At 54.7% G+C, this 16,815-nt stretch carries 11 protein-coding genes; 10 read left to right on the forward strand and 1 reads right to left on the reverse strand.

Going from position 1 to position 16,815, the window contains the following annotated elements:
- Positions 1 to 41 precede the first annotated feature (41 nt).
- The 6 genes from CGZ80_RS26680 to CGZ80_RS26710 all read left to right on the forward strand — a co-directional run bounded on the left by CGZ80_RS26680 (position 42) and on the right by CGZ80_RS26710 (position 11,381).
- Entirely contained in the window at positions 42 to 5,759 is a 5,718-nt protein-coding gene (locus tag CGZ80_RS26680; RefSeq protein WP_094418728.1) for a hypothetical protein, read from the forward strand.
- Positions 5,760 to 5,878: 119 nt separating this feature from the next.
- Complete coding sequence (locus CGZ80_RS26685) at positions 5,879 to 6,655, forward strand: hypothetical protein (RefSeq protein ID WP_094418729.1); 777 nt, start codon at positions 5,879 to 5,881, stop codon at positions 6,653 to 6,655.
- A 99-nt stretch (positions 6,656 to 6,754) separates the two neighbouring features.
- A complete protein-coding gene (locus CGZ80_RS26690; RefSeq protein WP_143544180.1) occupies positions 6,755 to 7,561 on the forward strand; it encodes a hypothetical protein in 807 nt (268 codons plus the stop codon).
- Positions 7,562 to 8,212: 651 nt separating this feature from the next.
- A complete protein-coding gene (locus tag CGZ80_RS26695; RefSeq protein WP_233148698.1) occupies positions 8,213 to 9,433 on the forward strand; it encodes a DUF1559 domain-containing protein in 1,221 nt (406 codons plus the stop codon).
- A 144-nt stretch (positions 9,434 to 9,577) separates the two neighbouring features.
- Positions 9,578 to 9,778 (forward strand): hypothetical protein, encoded by a 201-nt coding sequence (locus tag CGZ80_RS26700; RefSeq protein WP_094418731.1) that lies wholly within the window; start codon positions 9,578 to 9,580, stop codon positions 9,776 to 9,778.
- 400 nt (positions 9,779 to 10,178) lie between these two features.
- Complete coding sequence (locus CGZ80_RS26710; RefSeq protein ID WP_094418733.1) at positions 10,179 to 11,381, forward strand: DUF1559 domain-containing protein; 1,203 nt, start codon at positions 10,179 to 10,181, stop codon at positions 11,379 to 11,381.
- Between the two features lie 62 nt (positions 11,382 to 11,443).
- On the opposite strand, the gene CGZ80_RS26715 is transcribed toward CGZ80_RS26710, so the two are convergent.
- Positions 11,444 to 12,175, reverse strand: a complete 732-nt coding sequence (locus CGZ80_RS26715; protein ID WP_094418734.1) for an AraC family transcriptional regulator — start codon at positions 12,173 to 12,175, stop codon at positions 11,444 to 11,446.
- 188 nt (positions 12,176 to 12,363) lie between these two features.
- On the opposite strand from CGZ80_RS26715, the gene CGZ80_RS26720 reads away from it, so the two are divergent.
- The 4 genes from CGZ80_RS26720 (at position 12,364) to corA (ending at position 16,762) form a co-directional block, all read left to right on the forward strand.
- A complete protein-coding gene (locus CGZ80_RS26720; protein WP_094418852.1) occupies positions 12,364 to 13,296 on the forward strand; it encodes a dihydrodipicolinate synthase family protein in 933 nt (310 codons plus the stop codon).
- Positions 13,296 to 14,288, forward strand: a complete 993-nt coding sequence (locus tag CGZ80_RS26725; RefSeq protein ID WP_233148699.1) for a proline racemase family protein — start codon at positions 13,296 to 13,298, stop codon at positions 14,286 to 14,288. Before CGZ80_RS26720 ends, CGZ80_RS26725 begins: the two co-directional genes overlap by 1 nt.
- The gene (locus CGZ80_RS26730; protein ID WP_094418735.1) at positions 14,285 to 15,544 is read left to right on the forward strand and encodes an NAD(P)/FAD-dependent oxidoreductase; all 1,260 of its coding nucleotides are present in this window, start codon (positions 14,285 to 14,287) and stop codon (positions 15,542 to 15,544) included. Before CGZ80_RS26725 ends, CGZ80_RS26730 begins: the two co-directional genes overlap by 4 nt.
- 141 nt (positions 15,545 to 15,685) lie before the next feature.
- Positions 15,686 to 16,762, forward strand: a complete 1,077-nt coding sequence (corA, locus tag CGZ80_RS26735) for a magnesium/cobalt transporter CorA (RefSeq protein ID WP_094418854.1) — start codon at positions 15,686 to 15,688, stop codon at positions 16,760 to 16,762.
- Positions 16,763 to 16,815 lie beyond the last annotated feature (53 nt).

A 16,815-nucleotide genomic window follows, 5' to 3' on the forward strand; every position in this document is an offset into this window, starting at 1 on the left:
GACCATCCGATAACCGTTGTGCCCTCTGGCTAGGCAGACAGATGCGTTTCTGGCAAGCAAAAACTGGCTCTCGAAAGATCGCAATTGCCGGACTGGCAATCCTGTGTGGTGCCGTCTGGTTCTTTTCTCAGCGTCCAACATCGACGCCCACAAATCCGCGAGCCGCGAATCCACTCACTCGCATCGAGCAAACTGCAGAATTTGCCGAACTTCGCAAGTTCGAGAACACGCCTGAAAGAACGCTCGCGCCCCCCACCGTACAACACCCGGAAGGGTCGGTACGCCCAGTGAACTGGCTGCAACAAGCAGATGCGGACAGCGAACCGATCAAAGGCGCTTACTCATTAGTCTCCATCTCGCCTGCAAATCCAACGACGGCGTTTAAGGATCTGGTTTGGCCAATCAGCGAAAAAGACTTGGCACTAAATCCATGGGCGATTCCGCTAGCAGCTAACAGCCGCTTTCAGATCACCTTCAAGGGTCCAGCAAACCTTTCCAATCCGACGCTCTCATTGAAGGTCACTTCGGTCGACAAGCAGCCCAAGCCCGAATCGTTTACCGTGACTGGCAAAGTATCGCCAAGCGCTGACGAAGAGGAAGAGAGCGAGCTGTACACAGTCGCGTTTGCCCCCATTCAGCTCCCAGGGCCCTCTGTTATTTCGGTTTCGTTTGTGGAAGCATCCGTCGCACAAACGGTCGCAAATCCAGAAATCGCTATCGGCAGCTTTCAAGCAATTCCGGTCGACACGATTTCTCGAATTTACGTTTCCAACGCGACACACAGTGAGTACCGGAAGCCAAACATCCCAATTGATCAAAACGCAATTACGCTCTTCAAGACCGAAGTTTCGAACACTGCCTTGCTACGTTTTAGCGGGATCGATGCACAGCGAAGTGGCGAGTACGTTGGGTATTTGATTAACGACAATACAGTGATCGACCAATTCGAAATTTTGGTCGATCAATCGAGCGAAGATCAAACCTACCTGGCAACGGCAAACATTCCGCTACGGCGTATAAGCGATGCCTACCAATCGCTTCGGCTGATGGTTGGCGATGCGAGAAGCCAACCAACAAAATTGCGTCTCGCCGACCAAGCAATTCCACACAACTTCAATGCGAAAAACGGTTCGGACTGGAATGTTGGCGAAGTTGTAATTTCAACCTATTTAGGCAACGGCTCGAAAGAACCAAGCGATATTGATAAGTCGAAGACGATGTACACCGTCAAATCACTGCAATCGATCCACGTAACGGCGAAGGATTGGTCAGATGATTTTGATTTGATTGTCGAGCAGCTCCAGGGCGGGCAATTCAGCAAAGTCTTGAGCGGCAGGACGATGCTGAGTTCACCTAACGAAAGCGACCAAAATTTTTCCGCCGATATCCCTATTGGTATCCCGGCATCCACGCGCCCCCAAGAAGTCAAACTTCGCTTGGCCGCATACGCCGGTGACAGCCGAGTGATCGCATTCCCCGTAACGTACACGTTCCTGCTTCTCGACAAGCCGTTGCGAGTGGAGCATTTCGAACAGAATGGGATCGGCACCATCGCCGGCGCGAACGAGGTCACACTTCGATTCCCGCAAGAACAGAAATTGGAACTTACTGAAGGAGCGGACGACGGGAACAAAAAACATTTCAACCTTTACAAAAGTTCCGACGCTGTAGTGATCTCCCCCGAGTCGGCATTTTTCAGCGTCCAAAGCAATTCGGTCATCCTGAAATTCCCTAACGCCAAATTAACGCCTGACGAATACAGACTTGAGATCACAGGTCTTACGGATATCTATAAAAACGGGATCGTTGTCAACAATCCGGCCGTGCTGAGCAGCGGATGGGTTGAGATGTTCGGCGCAAGCGTTGGCGTGGTTGCCAATGGCAGCGTTCTTCCTGGACAAGTGATGCCAGGCATTCACGGTGCAACAGGCGAATACGTCGCGTATCAGGAATGGACGCCTCCGCGTGACACCCCCGATGGTTTCAATCAAAGCGACAAAGTAGAAACGCGTGTCGCACCGCTGTACTTTTTCCGCGATGCCCATCGTGTTGCCCAAATCATCAATCGAAAAGTCAAGTCACACAACCGACACGGCGTGTCGATGGCAAGGCAGCATGCCGATCAAGCGCGAACGCGCGCTGACCAGACAACAGCAGCTCGCCAGCAAGCCGAACGAGAAGCGATTCGCAAAGCACAACAGACCCGCGAACTCGAGCAAAAGCTTTCGGATGCCCGGAGCAATTTTGACAAGACACTTCAACAACTCCGGCAAACATCGCAACAACGCAATTCGACGGATCCTGAGAACGAGGATGCCCTCACCGCACTGAACAGCAGTGCCGCGGCAATGGAACAAGCGGTGCGAACGTTCTCCGCAGAAGTGAAACGCCTGGAGGGCGAAGTCGACACGGCAAAGCAAGCCGAACTCGACGCCCGAGAACAATCCGAGCAACTCGAGTCGCGTGAACAGCTCGCGCGACAAGAACAATTTCGTCGTGAAGTGTTTGCCGCCCATGCGGATCCAGATACTTATGCCGAAGGTGTCCCCAACAGTTCTGACCCGGTGGAACAAACGAGCATCTCGGTCATTGGCGAAGGGCTAATCCATCTGCGAGGTCCGCTCAAAGGTGTCAACCAAATCCGGCTCATGATCAACCAGATCGATACCCCTGTCGGACAAGTCCGCGTCAATGTCCACAGCACACAGATCAATGGCGATGACGCCAAACGACTGGAAACGGTTGCCTCGCGGATCCAAACCTATATCGACCAAGCTCGATTTATGACGGTCCAAACGGGTGAAATGATCCGTAAAAGCGTGATGTTGGCAGCCGCCGAACGGGCTGAGCAAGCTTGTACGATGTACCCCGGCGCCACTCAACAGGAACGTGACGAACGATACCTGTATTCGTTCTTCGGCCACGAGTTCATCGACGAGTTGAAAGCGATGGACAGCGAGTTCCTGCACACCGGCAACAAGCTTTTGTCCTTGCACTCGATGGATGTGACCAGCCTGTCGTCGGCACTGCTGCTGATGTCGCTCGCCAACAACGAAACCCGAGTGCTTATCCTCAGCCATCTTGATCAGCAGCTTCGCGAAGAACTGCCACTAGCGGAACAAAACTACCTTGATGCGGGCATGCATCACAGCGACGGAAAAATTCACATCTGCACCGACGCTTGTGGAAACCCCTGCTCGCACCACACCAAGCTTGGATCAGCGTTTCGCCGCATGTGGGACAAACACCATGGCCCGCCACCGTTGGTGTCGCTCTCGCAAAATGCGGCGTTCCAGTCGCTTCGCGGCTTCTACTCGGCAAACGGCATGCAAGGCGACACGATGACACCGTTGCAACGCGAATTCATTCGCTTGGCCCAAATTTTCAAAAGCCGTCTGATTACAGAGCTTGAATACAAACAGCGCGTGATGGAACGTGCCTTGATCGAAGACCGGCTTGGCAATCGCCAACAGGAATTACTCTCGGCCAAAGAGAAAGAGAACGAAGCGAAACGAGAACTCTACCGTGCCCAACAAGCCAAGTCGGAAGCGATCCAGAACGTCGTTGTCGAATTGACCAAGGCTCAGTCCGAGATCCGTAAAGCTGTCATCGCGTCGTCCGACATCCTCAAGTGGTTCGATGCCAATTTCTCCGAATTCATCAACGACCTGACTGACACCGAACAGAGAGTCGAAGTTCAAAACTTCCGGCTCAACTCCAGTCGCACTCTCTCAAGCGTCTTCACGTTCTACGGCAGCATTATTCAAGAGGGCGTCGAGTTTCATTTTGCAAAGCAGGACGCCGAGTCGCTTGACCACTCGGTGATCATGATCGTTGCTGATCCGAAACACAACACCATCATTGAGACTCAAATTATCGCTGCGGTCAACAATGCGATCAAACTTGCTACGGAGCTTTCCCAATACACGTTGGACAATCGGGCCGAAACGATCCGTGCGAAGCTGGCAATTGTCAGAAAAGATGTGATCATCCAGCCTTCGCACAGCGTCCCACAACTGCAACTCGATTACAAATCGCTGGAAGACTTCGCCGACTTGTATATGGAGCTCAAATCTCTGGTCACACAGACATTTGGTGAAATCCAAGACTTGTCGACGACACGTCTCCGTTTGCTGGAACAACTCAAAGATCCGGAGGCCAAGTTCACCACTTACTACACCTTGTGGCAGAGCTACCAACACCGGATCGAACGCACCTTCCAAAAGCATCCACGCAAACAATACATCCTGTACCACATGAACAACGTCAACGAGCAGTTCAACCTGCTGCTCGAAGTCGACGTGCAGGCTAACTTCAAAATCCAAGAGGCAAACGATGCGCGTCGGCCATTGGACCACAAGAAGTTCTTGGACATGTTGATCGATGATTTGGAAGAGAAATACATCGAACTGCTCGAAGGCACGCGGGCGCACACCGCCAACATCGACAACTACCTCAAACGTTTGACAACGGCACTCGACGACGATTTCAACACACAGTTTTACTATCCAACATTCCGCAACATTCGCGAAGGCAGCCAATACAAAGACGTCGAGTTCGGCCAGACCGAAACGACAAACGTCTTGGCCAACAACCGTGCGTTCGCCAAGGTTTCGCCAAGTGCGACGATGGAATTTGACTTGCCCAAACGCGACATTCTGATCCGTGAAGGGATCGATTCCGCGTTGGCGATTTACAACGATGTCGGGGCCCTGGTCAACGATCCCAACCTACTGGCCCTCGCGGCAAGCCAGGGCGGCCTACCAACATCGCAAGTTGTCGCCGGACAATCCGGTATGGTTCGCGATGTACTGCCAGGACTGCAGTCGGACACTCAGGCGGACATGCTGGCCCAAGACGCCGGCAATCGCCCTCGCTACGAATCGAACGTCGAAAAACTGATTCCCGATCCGGCAATCTACAAATTCGAAACTGGAACAGGCTATGAAATCCGCCCAGTGATCGAACCGGATGGCCAAGCAGTCGTGTTCGACTTCAATTACATGTACACGACCAACGTACGTGAACCGGTGCGTGCCGATGAAAAGCATCTTGGCCGAGTCAAACGTCACTTCATCGACACCGATGTGCAACTGTCGAACTTCGAACTGCGTGAAGTCAGTCGCTACACCGTCGCGCTCAAAGCAGAACGCACCGCTCGCGGTGTACCGCTGCTGGAAGACATCCCCGTCGTGGGCGCGTTGTGGCGACCGGTACCGAACCGAGAGAGTTCGCTGCAGCAGAACATCATCATGGCCCAGGCAACGATTTTCCCAACCCTATTTGACCTGATGGGATTGCGTTGGGCGCCCGCTGTCGCCGAACTGGATCCGCTCTCACTTAGCAATCGTGAATTCATCGTCCGTGGTCGTCACCATGTTTTGGAAAACCGCGTCTACGATGTCAGCAGTTCTCGTGTCGACGAATCCCTTCGATTCCCCGCATCGCAACGCCGTGCGGACCTCTATCGATCCCAATCGACGATCCCCAGTGTGCACCCCAACGGCTACCGGGGACCTGGCCTCGATTATCAAAACAGCGATCTCGACGGCGGATTCGACGTCAACCGAGCCTATCCGGAATCGCAATTCGTGCCCGCAACAAACGGTGAAGGTGTAGAGAGCCAACACCTCTACTTTACACCGGGGACGATCATGAACGATATGGACTCGATCCCCAGCCAACCCAATACGGACTACGCGACCCCGCAACTGTCAGATGATGACTTTGCGATCCCCGAACCGCGTACCGGGCGTTAGCCGGGAAATGAAAGATCCGTACCGTTCCGTTGCCAATACAAGATGACCCGTTTCGAGTGACTGGTCGAAAGAAACTGGCGTTACATGACCGTGGCATTTCGATGATCAAGGATGATTAAATGAGCCACAATGAACTTGAACGACTTGCCAATCGCCGCCAATGGCTGCGACAACTCTCGATCGCAGCTTTAGGATATGGCAGCGTCAGTTTGACGGGCGCCGATTGGCCACGATTGATCCCGCGAAGACATGTCACCAGCCCAACGCCGATCGGCTGCCTCCCAAAAAATGATTACCAACACCAAGGGCGCAGCCCCTCGCTGGTCATCAACAGTTTGACTTTCCAAGCGATTGAGTCGGACGCCTATGAAGCAATGATCCGTGATGCGGCAAACGGAGACGCGGTCGAGCCAGCCGAGACCACTCGGAAACGCTTTCGCCCCAATCGATCGGAACTGACGATCGATCACTGTCGAATCAGTGATGTGGTCTTGGAAATCACCAGTGGTGGCGATTGGTCAATGTCTCTGTTGGCTGAGCAAAATTTTGCGGAACTGGATGTAGGGGACGAGCTCAATCCGTTCGCTCATTTGAGACGCAATCGGTTCCATTTCGAAGCCCGATTGCTGGCTTCCGAAACGGCTGCCCAAGCTGACGCAATCGAATCGGACCAAGTTGACCGAGCAGCGAACCCTGGACGCCTATTCGCCGCACGGCTTGCACCAAAACCGTTTTGGGTGCAACGGAATGAACCGCGTCGCCTGCGATGGCACGACAACGACTTTCAAGTCCTGAAGGCGTTCCCGTTCACTGAGGCCGTCGAGTTCGAATTCTTCTATCAACTCGATCCGCTCACTTCGGCGAGCCAAAACGTCCGCCGCTTAGAAGACACCTAGCCTTCGTTTAGTCAACATTTAATGCACGCGTTTGTTTACGCGTGCTTCATCTTGCTGCCTTGCCTGCATCCGTCAATCACGAAATTTACGTCGAAACCAATGAACGCTCTGACGTCACGACGATCATTCCAAACGCGCATCATCGCCTGGATCATTGCTGGCGTAGCGTTGCACCAAGGCAGCGTGACTGCGCAAGACCTTCGTAAATCCACTGTTTCGCCGGCATTGGAAATCGAGGTGATCGATCCGGGTGCAGATTCATTAGGTAACCCGGCCGTCCAGCTACAAGACGCTGGGTCAGGAATGGCCGTTGAGATCCCTCCGACAGTGTTGGTCCATCGCTATTACTACACCGGCGACCGTTCTTTCCGAGGACCAGATCTTCCGGGTGGGCCTACGATTGTTGTTGCGTCGCATCCCCGAACGGGTGAGCGAACCTATGTTCAAGTTCAAATGTTGCCGGGCTCGCCCATCGTCCACTACGACGCCCATGGAATCGACTATGACTTTGGCGATGCGGGGATCAAAGTCGTCTTCCCTCGCAACGGTTGCCCCAAAGTCAAAGTGCGAAGTGGGCGAGCGCTCACCGATCAACTCGGTAATGCACTGCAATTAGAAAAACTTCGCAAGTGTGGCGAGAACCTTGTGGAGTCACAAAGCAAGACGCCCAAACGAATCGCGGTTGCCGCCGAAGGACTCGTCTTAACCGCGAAAGACGTGGTCAGTCCTATCACGCAACCATTTCAACATGTCGCTCGATTGATCCCCGGATACGTCGCCCTTACAGACCCGAATACCGAAATCGAAAACGCCAGAAGGGTGAGCGAAGTCAACCAACAACTGCGTCGAAAGCACCGCGACTTTCAAACACGACTCGACAACCTCGACTCAATTACTAATCGCTAGCCGAGTGACCAAGCTGGATCACCCCGTCTGATGTAGGCACTCACCCTACACTCTCTTCCATTCGAGGTAGATCGCTGTCTTCTTTTTGCATCGCCCTACTCAATGAGATGCATCTCGATTGAGCAACGTTCTCAAAACGCGAAGGCCGAACTTTCAAGATCATTTGAGTAAGCAACGCAAGCGTGCGAGAACCGTTTTCAGGAGAACCTGAGTTTGAATTTTTGCAAACCTGAAGTTTCTTTCGAAGCGGTGGTAAAGCCTAAGTACTCACCCCCAACAGAGCTTAAAAAACCGCGCGCTTTAGGACCGATCAATGCACACCGTAGGGATCTGAAGGGCATCAAGCCGCACACTAGTTTGCGTGCTTTGAATTAAAGAATACTGATGTATTAAAAACGGATTGGTTTCCTGTTTAATGTCGTCGACGAATCGGGCAGGCTCATCGTTTTGGGCAGGCATCGTTTAGTGCGACTCGAGTAGCCCATTGGGCTGAGGCATAAGAGTTGACGACGTGTGCTGATTGTCTTGTTCTCATGTAACCCTTCACGGTTACGCAAAGAGGCGGATCGGATCGTTTCGACGTTTACGTCGAACGCGGCCATTTATCGGTAGAGCTGCGCTATTGGTCGGCGCAGCCACTGAAAGCACTTAATGGAATCAGATCTCGCAATGCAATTGAATCGCAAACGTAATCAGGGCTTCACGCTCGTAGAACTTCTTGTCGTGATCGCCATCATTGGCGTCCTGGTTGGCTTGCTCTTGCCAGCCGTCCAAGCAGCACGGGAAGCGGCTCGCCGCATGAGTTGCAGTAACAACTTCAAGCAAATCGGGCTATCGGTACACAACTACCACTCTGCTTACAAAGCGATGCCCCTGCAAGGAACCGGCACCGACGATGGTTCGGACCGCCTGAACCAATCGTACTGGTACCAAAACAGCAGAAAGTACAACTGCAAGATGCTGAGTGCGTTCGTCGCGCTCACGCCTTTCTTCGAGCAACAAGGTCTGTGGGACAAGATTTCGCAACCGATGGATATCGACGGCGACGGAGTCGTCGACTATCCAGCGATGGGGCCAACCCACGAGAAAGCAGACTACAGCCCATGGGCAACTGAAATTCCAATGTTGCGTTGCCCGAGCGATCCGGGCACGGGACTTCCGGCGCTGGGACGAACAAACTATGCGGTCAGCCTTGGCGACGCAGGTTACGAACTTCAGTTCGGCTCCTTGGGTGTGTGGTTGCACCACAACGCGACTCGAACCGCGAAGTCAATGGCATCGCACCGTGGCGCGTTCGTCTTGCACCGCCAAATGAAGTTCCGAGACATCCTTGACGGATTGTCGAACACCATCTGCATGGGTGAAATCGCAACCGACCTTGGTGACGACGACGTTCGTACGATTTCCGTCAACTCGCAAGGTGCGGCGAACCCGGTCGAAAACCCCAACGCTTGCACCGACCTTGGCTTCCGTGACCCTGAGCGGCCACGTTTCTGGGGCCCCGATGCGCCTGACCGCACCTTCGCATCGAACGGTCGTGGCTTCCGCTGGGCATCAGCGTGGAACCCCTTCTCCGCGTTCAACACGATCCTGCCACCGAACCGCGAAATCTGCACCTCGACCAACTGGTCGAACGCAGAAATCTATCCCGCATCCAGCCGTCACCAAGGTGGCGCTCACGTCTTGATGTGTGACGGTTCGGTCCAGTTCATCACCGACTCGATCGATGCCGGCGATTCGCACAGCCCGGTCGTCCGCCGTGCCGCTGACGGCGGTGCTGGCAAGTACCTTCCAGGTAACCCCAGCCCCTATGGGTTGTGGGGCGCTTTGGGTACTCGCGACGCTCGCGAAATCATCGATCAACAGCTGTAATCAGCGACCCGGTGTGTCGCACCTCAAACACAGACTGCGGCAATCAGTAGTTCGCCGGGAGTTCCTCGGCATCGTTCGCCGGACTTATTCCGGCGAACTTACTTTTGAACGAATCAACAGCAACGCCTTTATGGAACCCAATCAATGCGTCATGCAAATCTTCTGAAACCGGCAGCCGTTTCTGCAAAAGCGAAAGCGTGTTTCTGCCTCGCAGTCGTCGCATTGGCGATGACCGGTTGTGGATCATCTGATCCTGTCAACGTTGTCGAAAACGCCGACGCCGAAGCGCTCGCCGCTTACAACGAGATGGTCAAACAAGACACGATGGCCCCGCCATCTCGTTAATTCCCGATCTGGTGAATGCCTCGAAGCCCCTAGAGCTCGAGGCAACAAATTGGCCAAGTCATTTGCGATTCAAGCACCTCTGAATTGCGGAAGGCTTGGCCAGTTTTGTTTTTCGTCGAAGGGTTTCAGCCCCTTCCCACCGTTGCGTTCGCTTTTCTCGCTTCAGCACCGTACGCTCTAGGCCTATTCTCCCGCCCCCTGCCGTCACCAATGGCTCGCGATAAAGCCACTCTGTCGCGATAAGGTGGATTCTCTTCCGATCGCATCCGGCCTTTGACCGAACCTCTTCTTTGGCCATTTCATTGTTAGGGCCCGGCACCGGCAATCGCCAATGAGTTAGCGGGATTCACGATGACGTTTTCGTGCGAGCCGACCACAACTCTATTGAAATAGATTGCCAATGTCTTTGAAAAGGAAACAGAACCACGGTTTCACCTTGGTTGAACTTCTCGTCGTGATCGCGATCATCGGGATTCTAGTCGGGCTGCTCTTACCCGCGGTGCAGGCGGCACGTGAAGCGGCTCGTCGGATGAGCTGCAGTAACAACTTCAAGCAGATCGGCTTAGCAGTCCACAACTACCACTCTGCATACAAAGCAATGCCGACTCATGGCGCCGGGACGGACGACGGTTCAAACAGCTTGTACCAATCGTATTGGTATGAAACGAGCGCCAACTACAACTGCAAGATGCTAAGTGTGTTTGTCGCTCTCACCCCGTTCTTTGAACAACAAGGCATCTGGGACCAGATTTCACAGCCGATGGACTACGACGGAGACGGCGTCGTCGACTTCCCACCGATGGGCCCGACGCATGAACAGGCCAACTACCAACCTTGGGTAACCGAGATCCCGATGCTACGTTGCCCGAGCGACCCAGGCAACGGCTTGCCCTCGCTTGGCAGAACGAACTACGCGGCAAGCTTGGGTGACTCGGGATTCCGAAATGAACTGGGTGTGCTGACAGAGTGGCTGCACAATGACACGACCCAATCATCGGTGTCGAATGCATCGCATCGTGGCGCATTCGTTTTGCATCGCCAACTGAAGTTCCGTGATATTTTGGACGGGCTTTCCAACACCGTTTGCATGGGCGAGATCACCACTGATCTCGGCGACAATGATGTTCGCACGCTTCCTCTTGATGCATCGGGTGGCGCCATGCCGATCGACAACCCAAACGCGTGCACCGATCTCGGTTTTAAAGACCCATCGCGACCAAATTTCTGGGGCCCAACGGCGCCGGCATTAAGCACCCCAACGAATGCGCGTGGTTTTCGCTGGGCGTCGGCTTGGAATCCCTTTAGCGCCTTCAATACGATTCTGCCTCCCAATCGTGAATTCTGTACCTCGACGAACTGGGCAAACTCGGAAATCTTGCCGGCATCCAGCAGGCACCAAGGTGGCGTTCACATTCTGATGTGCGACGGTTCGGTACAGTTCATCACCGACTCGATCGATGCGGGGAACTCACACAACCCAGTGGTTCGCCGCGCTGCCGACGGCGGCTCCGCCAATTACTTGCCTGGACACGCAAGCCCTTACGGTCTCTGGGGTGCACTCGGCACTCGTGCGGCGCGCGAGGTGATGGATCAAACGCTGTAAGGTGCAACCATTTCGATCAGCCGACGTCCGTAAGCACATCAATCGCCTCGCGGACGGCGGCTTTATTTTTGCTGATAGGTCAGACGATAGTCTCGTGGCGACATGCCGGTAGCTTGTCGGAATTGCCGCGTGAAAGCGCTCTGATCCGAATAGCCCACATCCAGTGCGATTGATGCGATCGGGTCGGTCGTGCTTTGTAGCTTCCGCTGTGCCCGATCGATCTTGAGCTGGATCAGCCACTGGCCGGTAGTCAAACCGAACACCCGTCGCATGCGACGATCAAGTTGGTAGCGTGACATGTTCGCGACTTTTGCGAGCTGCTCAACCGACATGGCATTTGCCAAGTGCTGCTTGGCAAAGGCAATGGCGTCGGCGAGGTGTTGAAACTCGTCGGTATCGAAGTCGGGAATTTTGACGTCCTGCGAAACGCCAACCAACCCAATGATTGTCCCCTGCGAACCACGCATGGGCATTTTGGTCGTCAAACACCAGCCGGTATCTAATGTCGGATAAACATGAAGCTCAAGCTGCGATGTGAGGGATTGTCCCGATTCAATCACGCGTCGATCTTGTTCTTCGTACCGAGCACCGAGCGGAGCACGCAACAACTGTGTGGGTGTCTTGCCGAGCAGTTCCGCCTTGTTATTTTTGCCACAACGACTGACCAGCGTTTGATTGACCACGACATACTCACATCGCTCGTTCTTGACGAAGAATACGATGTCATGCAGGTGGTCAAAGAGGGCTTCCCCAGTGAAAGGTTGCTCCAGCAGGCTGAAAATTTCGGGAACCATCAAGCCTCTCGGGCAAATGTGCGCCTTTTCAAGTGGGCAGCGTGGGTCGTGTCAAGAAATGCCAAGTGATCGATGTCACAATTCTAGTGCGAAACAGCTCGAAGCGAATCAGGGCTTCGACCCGACCAAAATTACCGGCAGCTCGAAATGACGCTGCCTCCAAAGTGGAGATTGCCGTGACGGGAGAGATGACAGTCTTTCAAGGTTGTATTCCGGCGTTGATGACGCCGTGTGACGAGGCCGGACGGCCGAACTGGGACGCCTTGGTCGCCACCGGCCAAAAGCTGATGGACGCGGGAATGAACGCGGTCGTGTACTGCGGTTCGATGGGCGACTGGCCACTATTGACCGATGCCCAACGCCAAGAAGGTGTCGCCAGGCTGACCCAAGCGGGGGTTCCTGTCGTCGTCGGAACCGGCGCACAAAACCCACGCCTTGCGGCCGAACACGCCGCACATGCGGAACAAGTCGGCGCTGCCGGATTGATGGTCATCCCACGCGTGCTCTCACGCGGCACATCGATTGCCGCCCAACGTGAACACTTTTGTGGAATCTTAAACGCGGCCCCAAGCTTGCCCGCCGTGATTTACAACAGCCCCTACTACGGCTACCAAACCAAGGCGGACCTGTTCTTCGAACTCCGTGATCGCCACGCCAATCTAGTCGGCTTCAAAGAATTCGGCGGTGCTGAATCGCTGTCCTATGCCGCCGAAAACATCACCAGTGGCGATCCAAACCTAGCCTTGATGGTCGGCGTCGACACTCAGGTGTTGCATGGCTTCGTGCGTTGCGGCGCGATCGGAGCGATCACCGGAGTTGGCAACGCATTGCCAACCGAAGTGCTGCGACTTGTGGAACTGTGCCAACAAGCCGCCAAAGGTGACTCGAAAGCACTGCGACTGGCTTGCGAATTGGAATCCGCACTTGCGGTCCTCTCCAAGTTCGACGAGGGCCCTGACTTGGTGCTGTATTACAAGTACTTGATGGTCTTGGAAGGAAATTCTGAATACCGGTATCACTTCAACGCCACCGACAAACTGGCCGCCAGTCAACAAGCGTTTATTGACGACCAGTGGCAGCAGTTCCGCACGTGGTGGGGCCAATGGGAAGGGGCGGTCTGATGCACAGCCTGATGCGTGGTGAAACGCCAACGTTTGAATACATTGACGCACACACGGCGGGGGAACCCACACGCGTTGTGATTGCCGGGGCGACCGAACTGGCAATGCTTACCCCCAAAGCGTTGGTCGAACGACTATCGAATGCAGACGACTGGATCCGTGCCAGCCTGATCGATGAACCACGCGGGCATCAAGCGATGGTCGGCGCGATGCTTTGCCAGCCTGCGAATGCAGACTGTGCTGCCGGCGTCGTCTTCTTCAACAACACCGGCTACCTAGGGATGTGTGGTCACGGTGCGATCGGCGTCGCTGTCGTTTTAGGATACCTTGGCAAGTTAGTCCCCGGCTATCATCAGCTCGACACGCCCGTCGGAACCGTTGGTGTCAACTTGATCGATTCACATCAAGTCGAAATCAAAAACGTTCCCAGTTATCGCTACCGCAACGACGTGACCGTCCGAGTTGACGGGATTGGCGAAGTCACCGGTGATGTCGCTTGGGGTGGTAATTGGTTTTTCCTGACACAGTCTTGTCTGTTGCCGTTGACTACGGACAACCTTGCACCGCTAACGGACCTTTCGATTCGCATTCAAGATGCCTTGGCACAGCAGGGAGTTACTGGTGCGAATGGTGCGATGATTGACCACGTCGAATTCTTCGCACCGACCGAAACGGAAGACGCCGATTGCCGCAATTTTGTCCTCTGCCCGGGCGGTGCATACGACCGCTCACCATGTGGCACGGGAACAAGCGCCAAACTGGCTTGCCTCGCGGCCGAAGGAATGCTCGCCCCCGGGGAAATCTGGGTCCAAGAAAGCATCATCGGAAGTCGCTTTGTAGGGACGTATGAATTGGGAACAGACGGAATGATTCTGCCCACGATTCGCGGTAGCGCGTATGTCTGCAGCGAAGGACGTGCGGTCTATCAATCGGACGACCCCTTCGCCTGTGGCCTGTTTCATCCCGGCCGCCCCGCAGGTACCGCCCAATGAATGTCGCGGGATCACCAAACGTTGTCGTCGTTGGCGGAGGCATCGTCGGAATCGCCAGCGCGCACTATCTGAGTTCGGCCGGATTGGATGTCACTGTCGTCGACCGTCGCGAAATCGGCAGTGGCTGCTCGCACGCGAACTGTGGATACATCTGTCCCAGCCACGTGCTGCCTCTGACTGAACCCGGTGCGATCGGCTTGGCGCTCAAGTCGATGTTCCAACCCAATGCGCCGTTCCGGGTGAAACCTCGGTTGTCACCAGCACTGCTGCGATGGATGCTGGAATTCGCACGCCGCTGTCGACACCAGACGATGCTGGAGTCCGGCAAACACTTGCAAGCGATCTTGGAATCTTCGATGCGTGAGTATCGAACCCTGGTTGCCAACGAAGTGTTCAAAGGCCAATGGAAAACCAATGGCTTGCTGTACGTCTTCCGTAGCTCTTCGGCGCTTGCAAAGTTCTCCGACACTTGCGACATGATTCGCGAGAACTTTGGTGTCGCCGCGAGCAAGATCTCAGGAAGCGACCTTCCCGAATTTGACCCGGCGCTGCGCAGCGGTCTTGCCGGCGCATGCTACTACGAAGACGACTGCAGCGTCCGCCCCGACCAAGTGATCTCGCAGTGGGTCGAAAATCTTCGTGACCGCGGCGTGCGGTTTATCGAGAACTGTGATGTGCATTCGCTGCAGCGCAAACAAAGCAGACTCGCTTCGCTGTCGACCAACAGCGGTGAGCTAGCGGCAGAGAAATTCGTGTTCGCGACCGGCGCCTGGAGCCCAACGTTCGCGTCAGAGTTAGGCTGCCGAATCCCGATCGAGCCGGGCAAGGGCTATTCGATCACCATGAGTCGCCCCAATCCCTGTCCCACACACCCGATGCTGTTCCCCGAGCACAAAGTCGGTGTAACCCCTTTCGACGACGGCTATCGGCTTGGCTCGATCATGGAATTCGCCGGGTATGACACGCGGATTTCAGCCAAGCGGATCGAACAGCTGAAACGGTCAGCGGTCCCATACTTGCAATCACCCTACACTACCGATGTCAAGGAAACGTGGTATGGATGGCGGCCGATGACCTGGGACAGCTTGCCAATCATTGGTCAAGTTCCAGGTCTCGATAACGTATTTCTGGCGACAGGACACAACATGCTGGGGCTCAGCCTGGCGCCCAGTACTGGACGCTTGATCGGCGAACTGGTTAGCGGACAAACGACGCATTTGGATGTCGCACCGTATTCTCCAGCACGTTTTCGCTGATCTCTTTAAAAATCAATGTGATCACGTGTAGCGGGTTTCTGGGGCAAACGGACTTGCCACCCGCTAACGTGTTTTTGGCGACGTCTTACAATTCGGCATCGAGACTTTCGAATAATGCTGCCGATCCACGCCAAATTCAACATGTTCAAGAAGCGACACACAGAAGTCGGTGCCCGCCCGGGAACCCTCGTCATCTCCGACGAAGCCCCCAAACCGTCGGTCTATATGATTCACTACCGCCGCGAAGGCCAAGCGACGGAAAAGTTGGTCGCCAGCACGGACGAACTAGAAGCCGCGTTTCACGACGGACACGTTACCTGGGTCGACGTGCAAGGATTCGGCGACCATGCATTGATGAAGTCGATCGGAGACATTTTCAACTTGCATCCGCTGTTGCTCGAAGATGTTGTCAACTTGCCGCAACGCGCCAAGGCTGAGCACTACGACGAGCAATTGTTGTTGATCGTCAAAATGGTTGCCGCCGAATCGGCCTCGGTGATTGAACTGGAGCAGATCAGCATCGTGATTGGCGAAACCTACGTGTTGACGTTTCAAGAGTACCCCGGCGACGTTCTCGATCCCGTACGAAAGCGAATCCGAGCGGAAAAGACAACCATCCGCAATCACGGTGCCGACTACTTGGCCTATGCCATCGCAGACACCATCGTTGACGCGTACTATCCGGTGCTGGAAACCATTGGCGATCGGATCGAAGATCTCGAAGACGACGTGGTGATCAACCCAACGCCAGAACTACTGCGTGAGCTAAACCGATTGAAAAATCGTCTCGTCAACCTTCGCCGGGCGGTCTGGCCACAACGCGAAGCGATTCATTCGTTGATTCGAGACGGCAGTCGATTCTTTAGCGACGAAGTCCGCTTGTACCTTCGCGACACACACGACCACTGTGTTCAAACTTCGGAAGTGATCGAGATGTATCGTGAAATGGTGGCCAGTCTTCTGAACACTTACCTCACGTCCATTGCCAATCGCACCAACGACGTGATGAAGGTCCTGACAATTGTCGCAACGATCTTTATCCCACTGACGTTTATGTCTGGGATCTACGGCATGAACTTCGACCACATGCCTGAATTGCATACGCGTTGGGGATACCCGATCATTTGGGCAGCGATGATCCTCACCGCCGGCAGCATGGTGGTATTTTTCCGTCGCCGAGGATGGCTGGGCGGCGGTGACGCTGCCGATGACGAGTAGTTTGCGATTCGGCCCGTTGCCGAACCCGACACTTTCGGCCGGAACATGCCCCC

Origin of the sequence: Rhodopirellula sp. MGV, from assembly GCF_002251265.1 — a bacterium.
GTDB lineage: Bacteria > Planctomycetota > Planctomycetia > Pirellulales > Pirellulaceae > Stieleria > Stieleria baltica_A.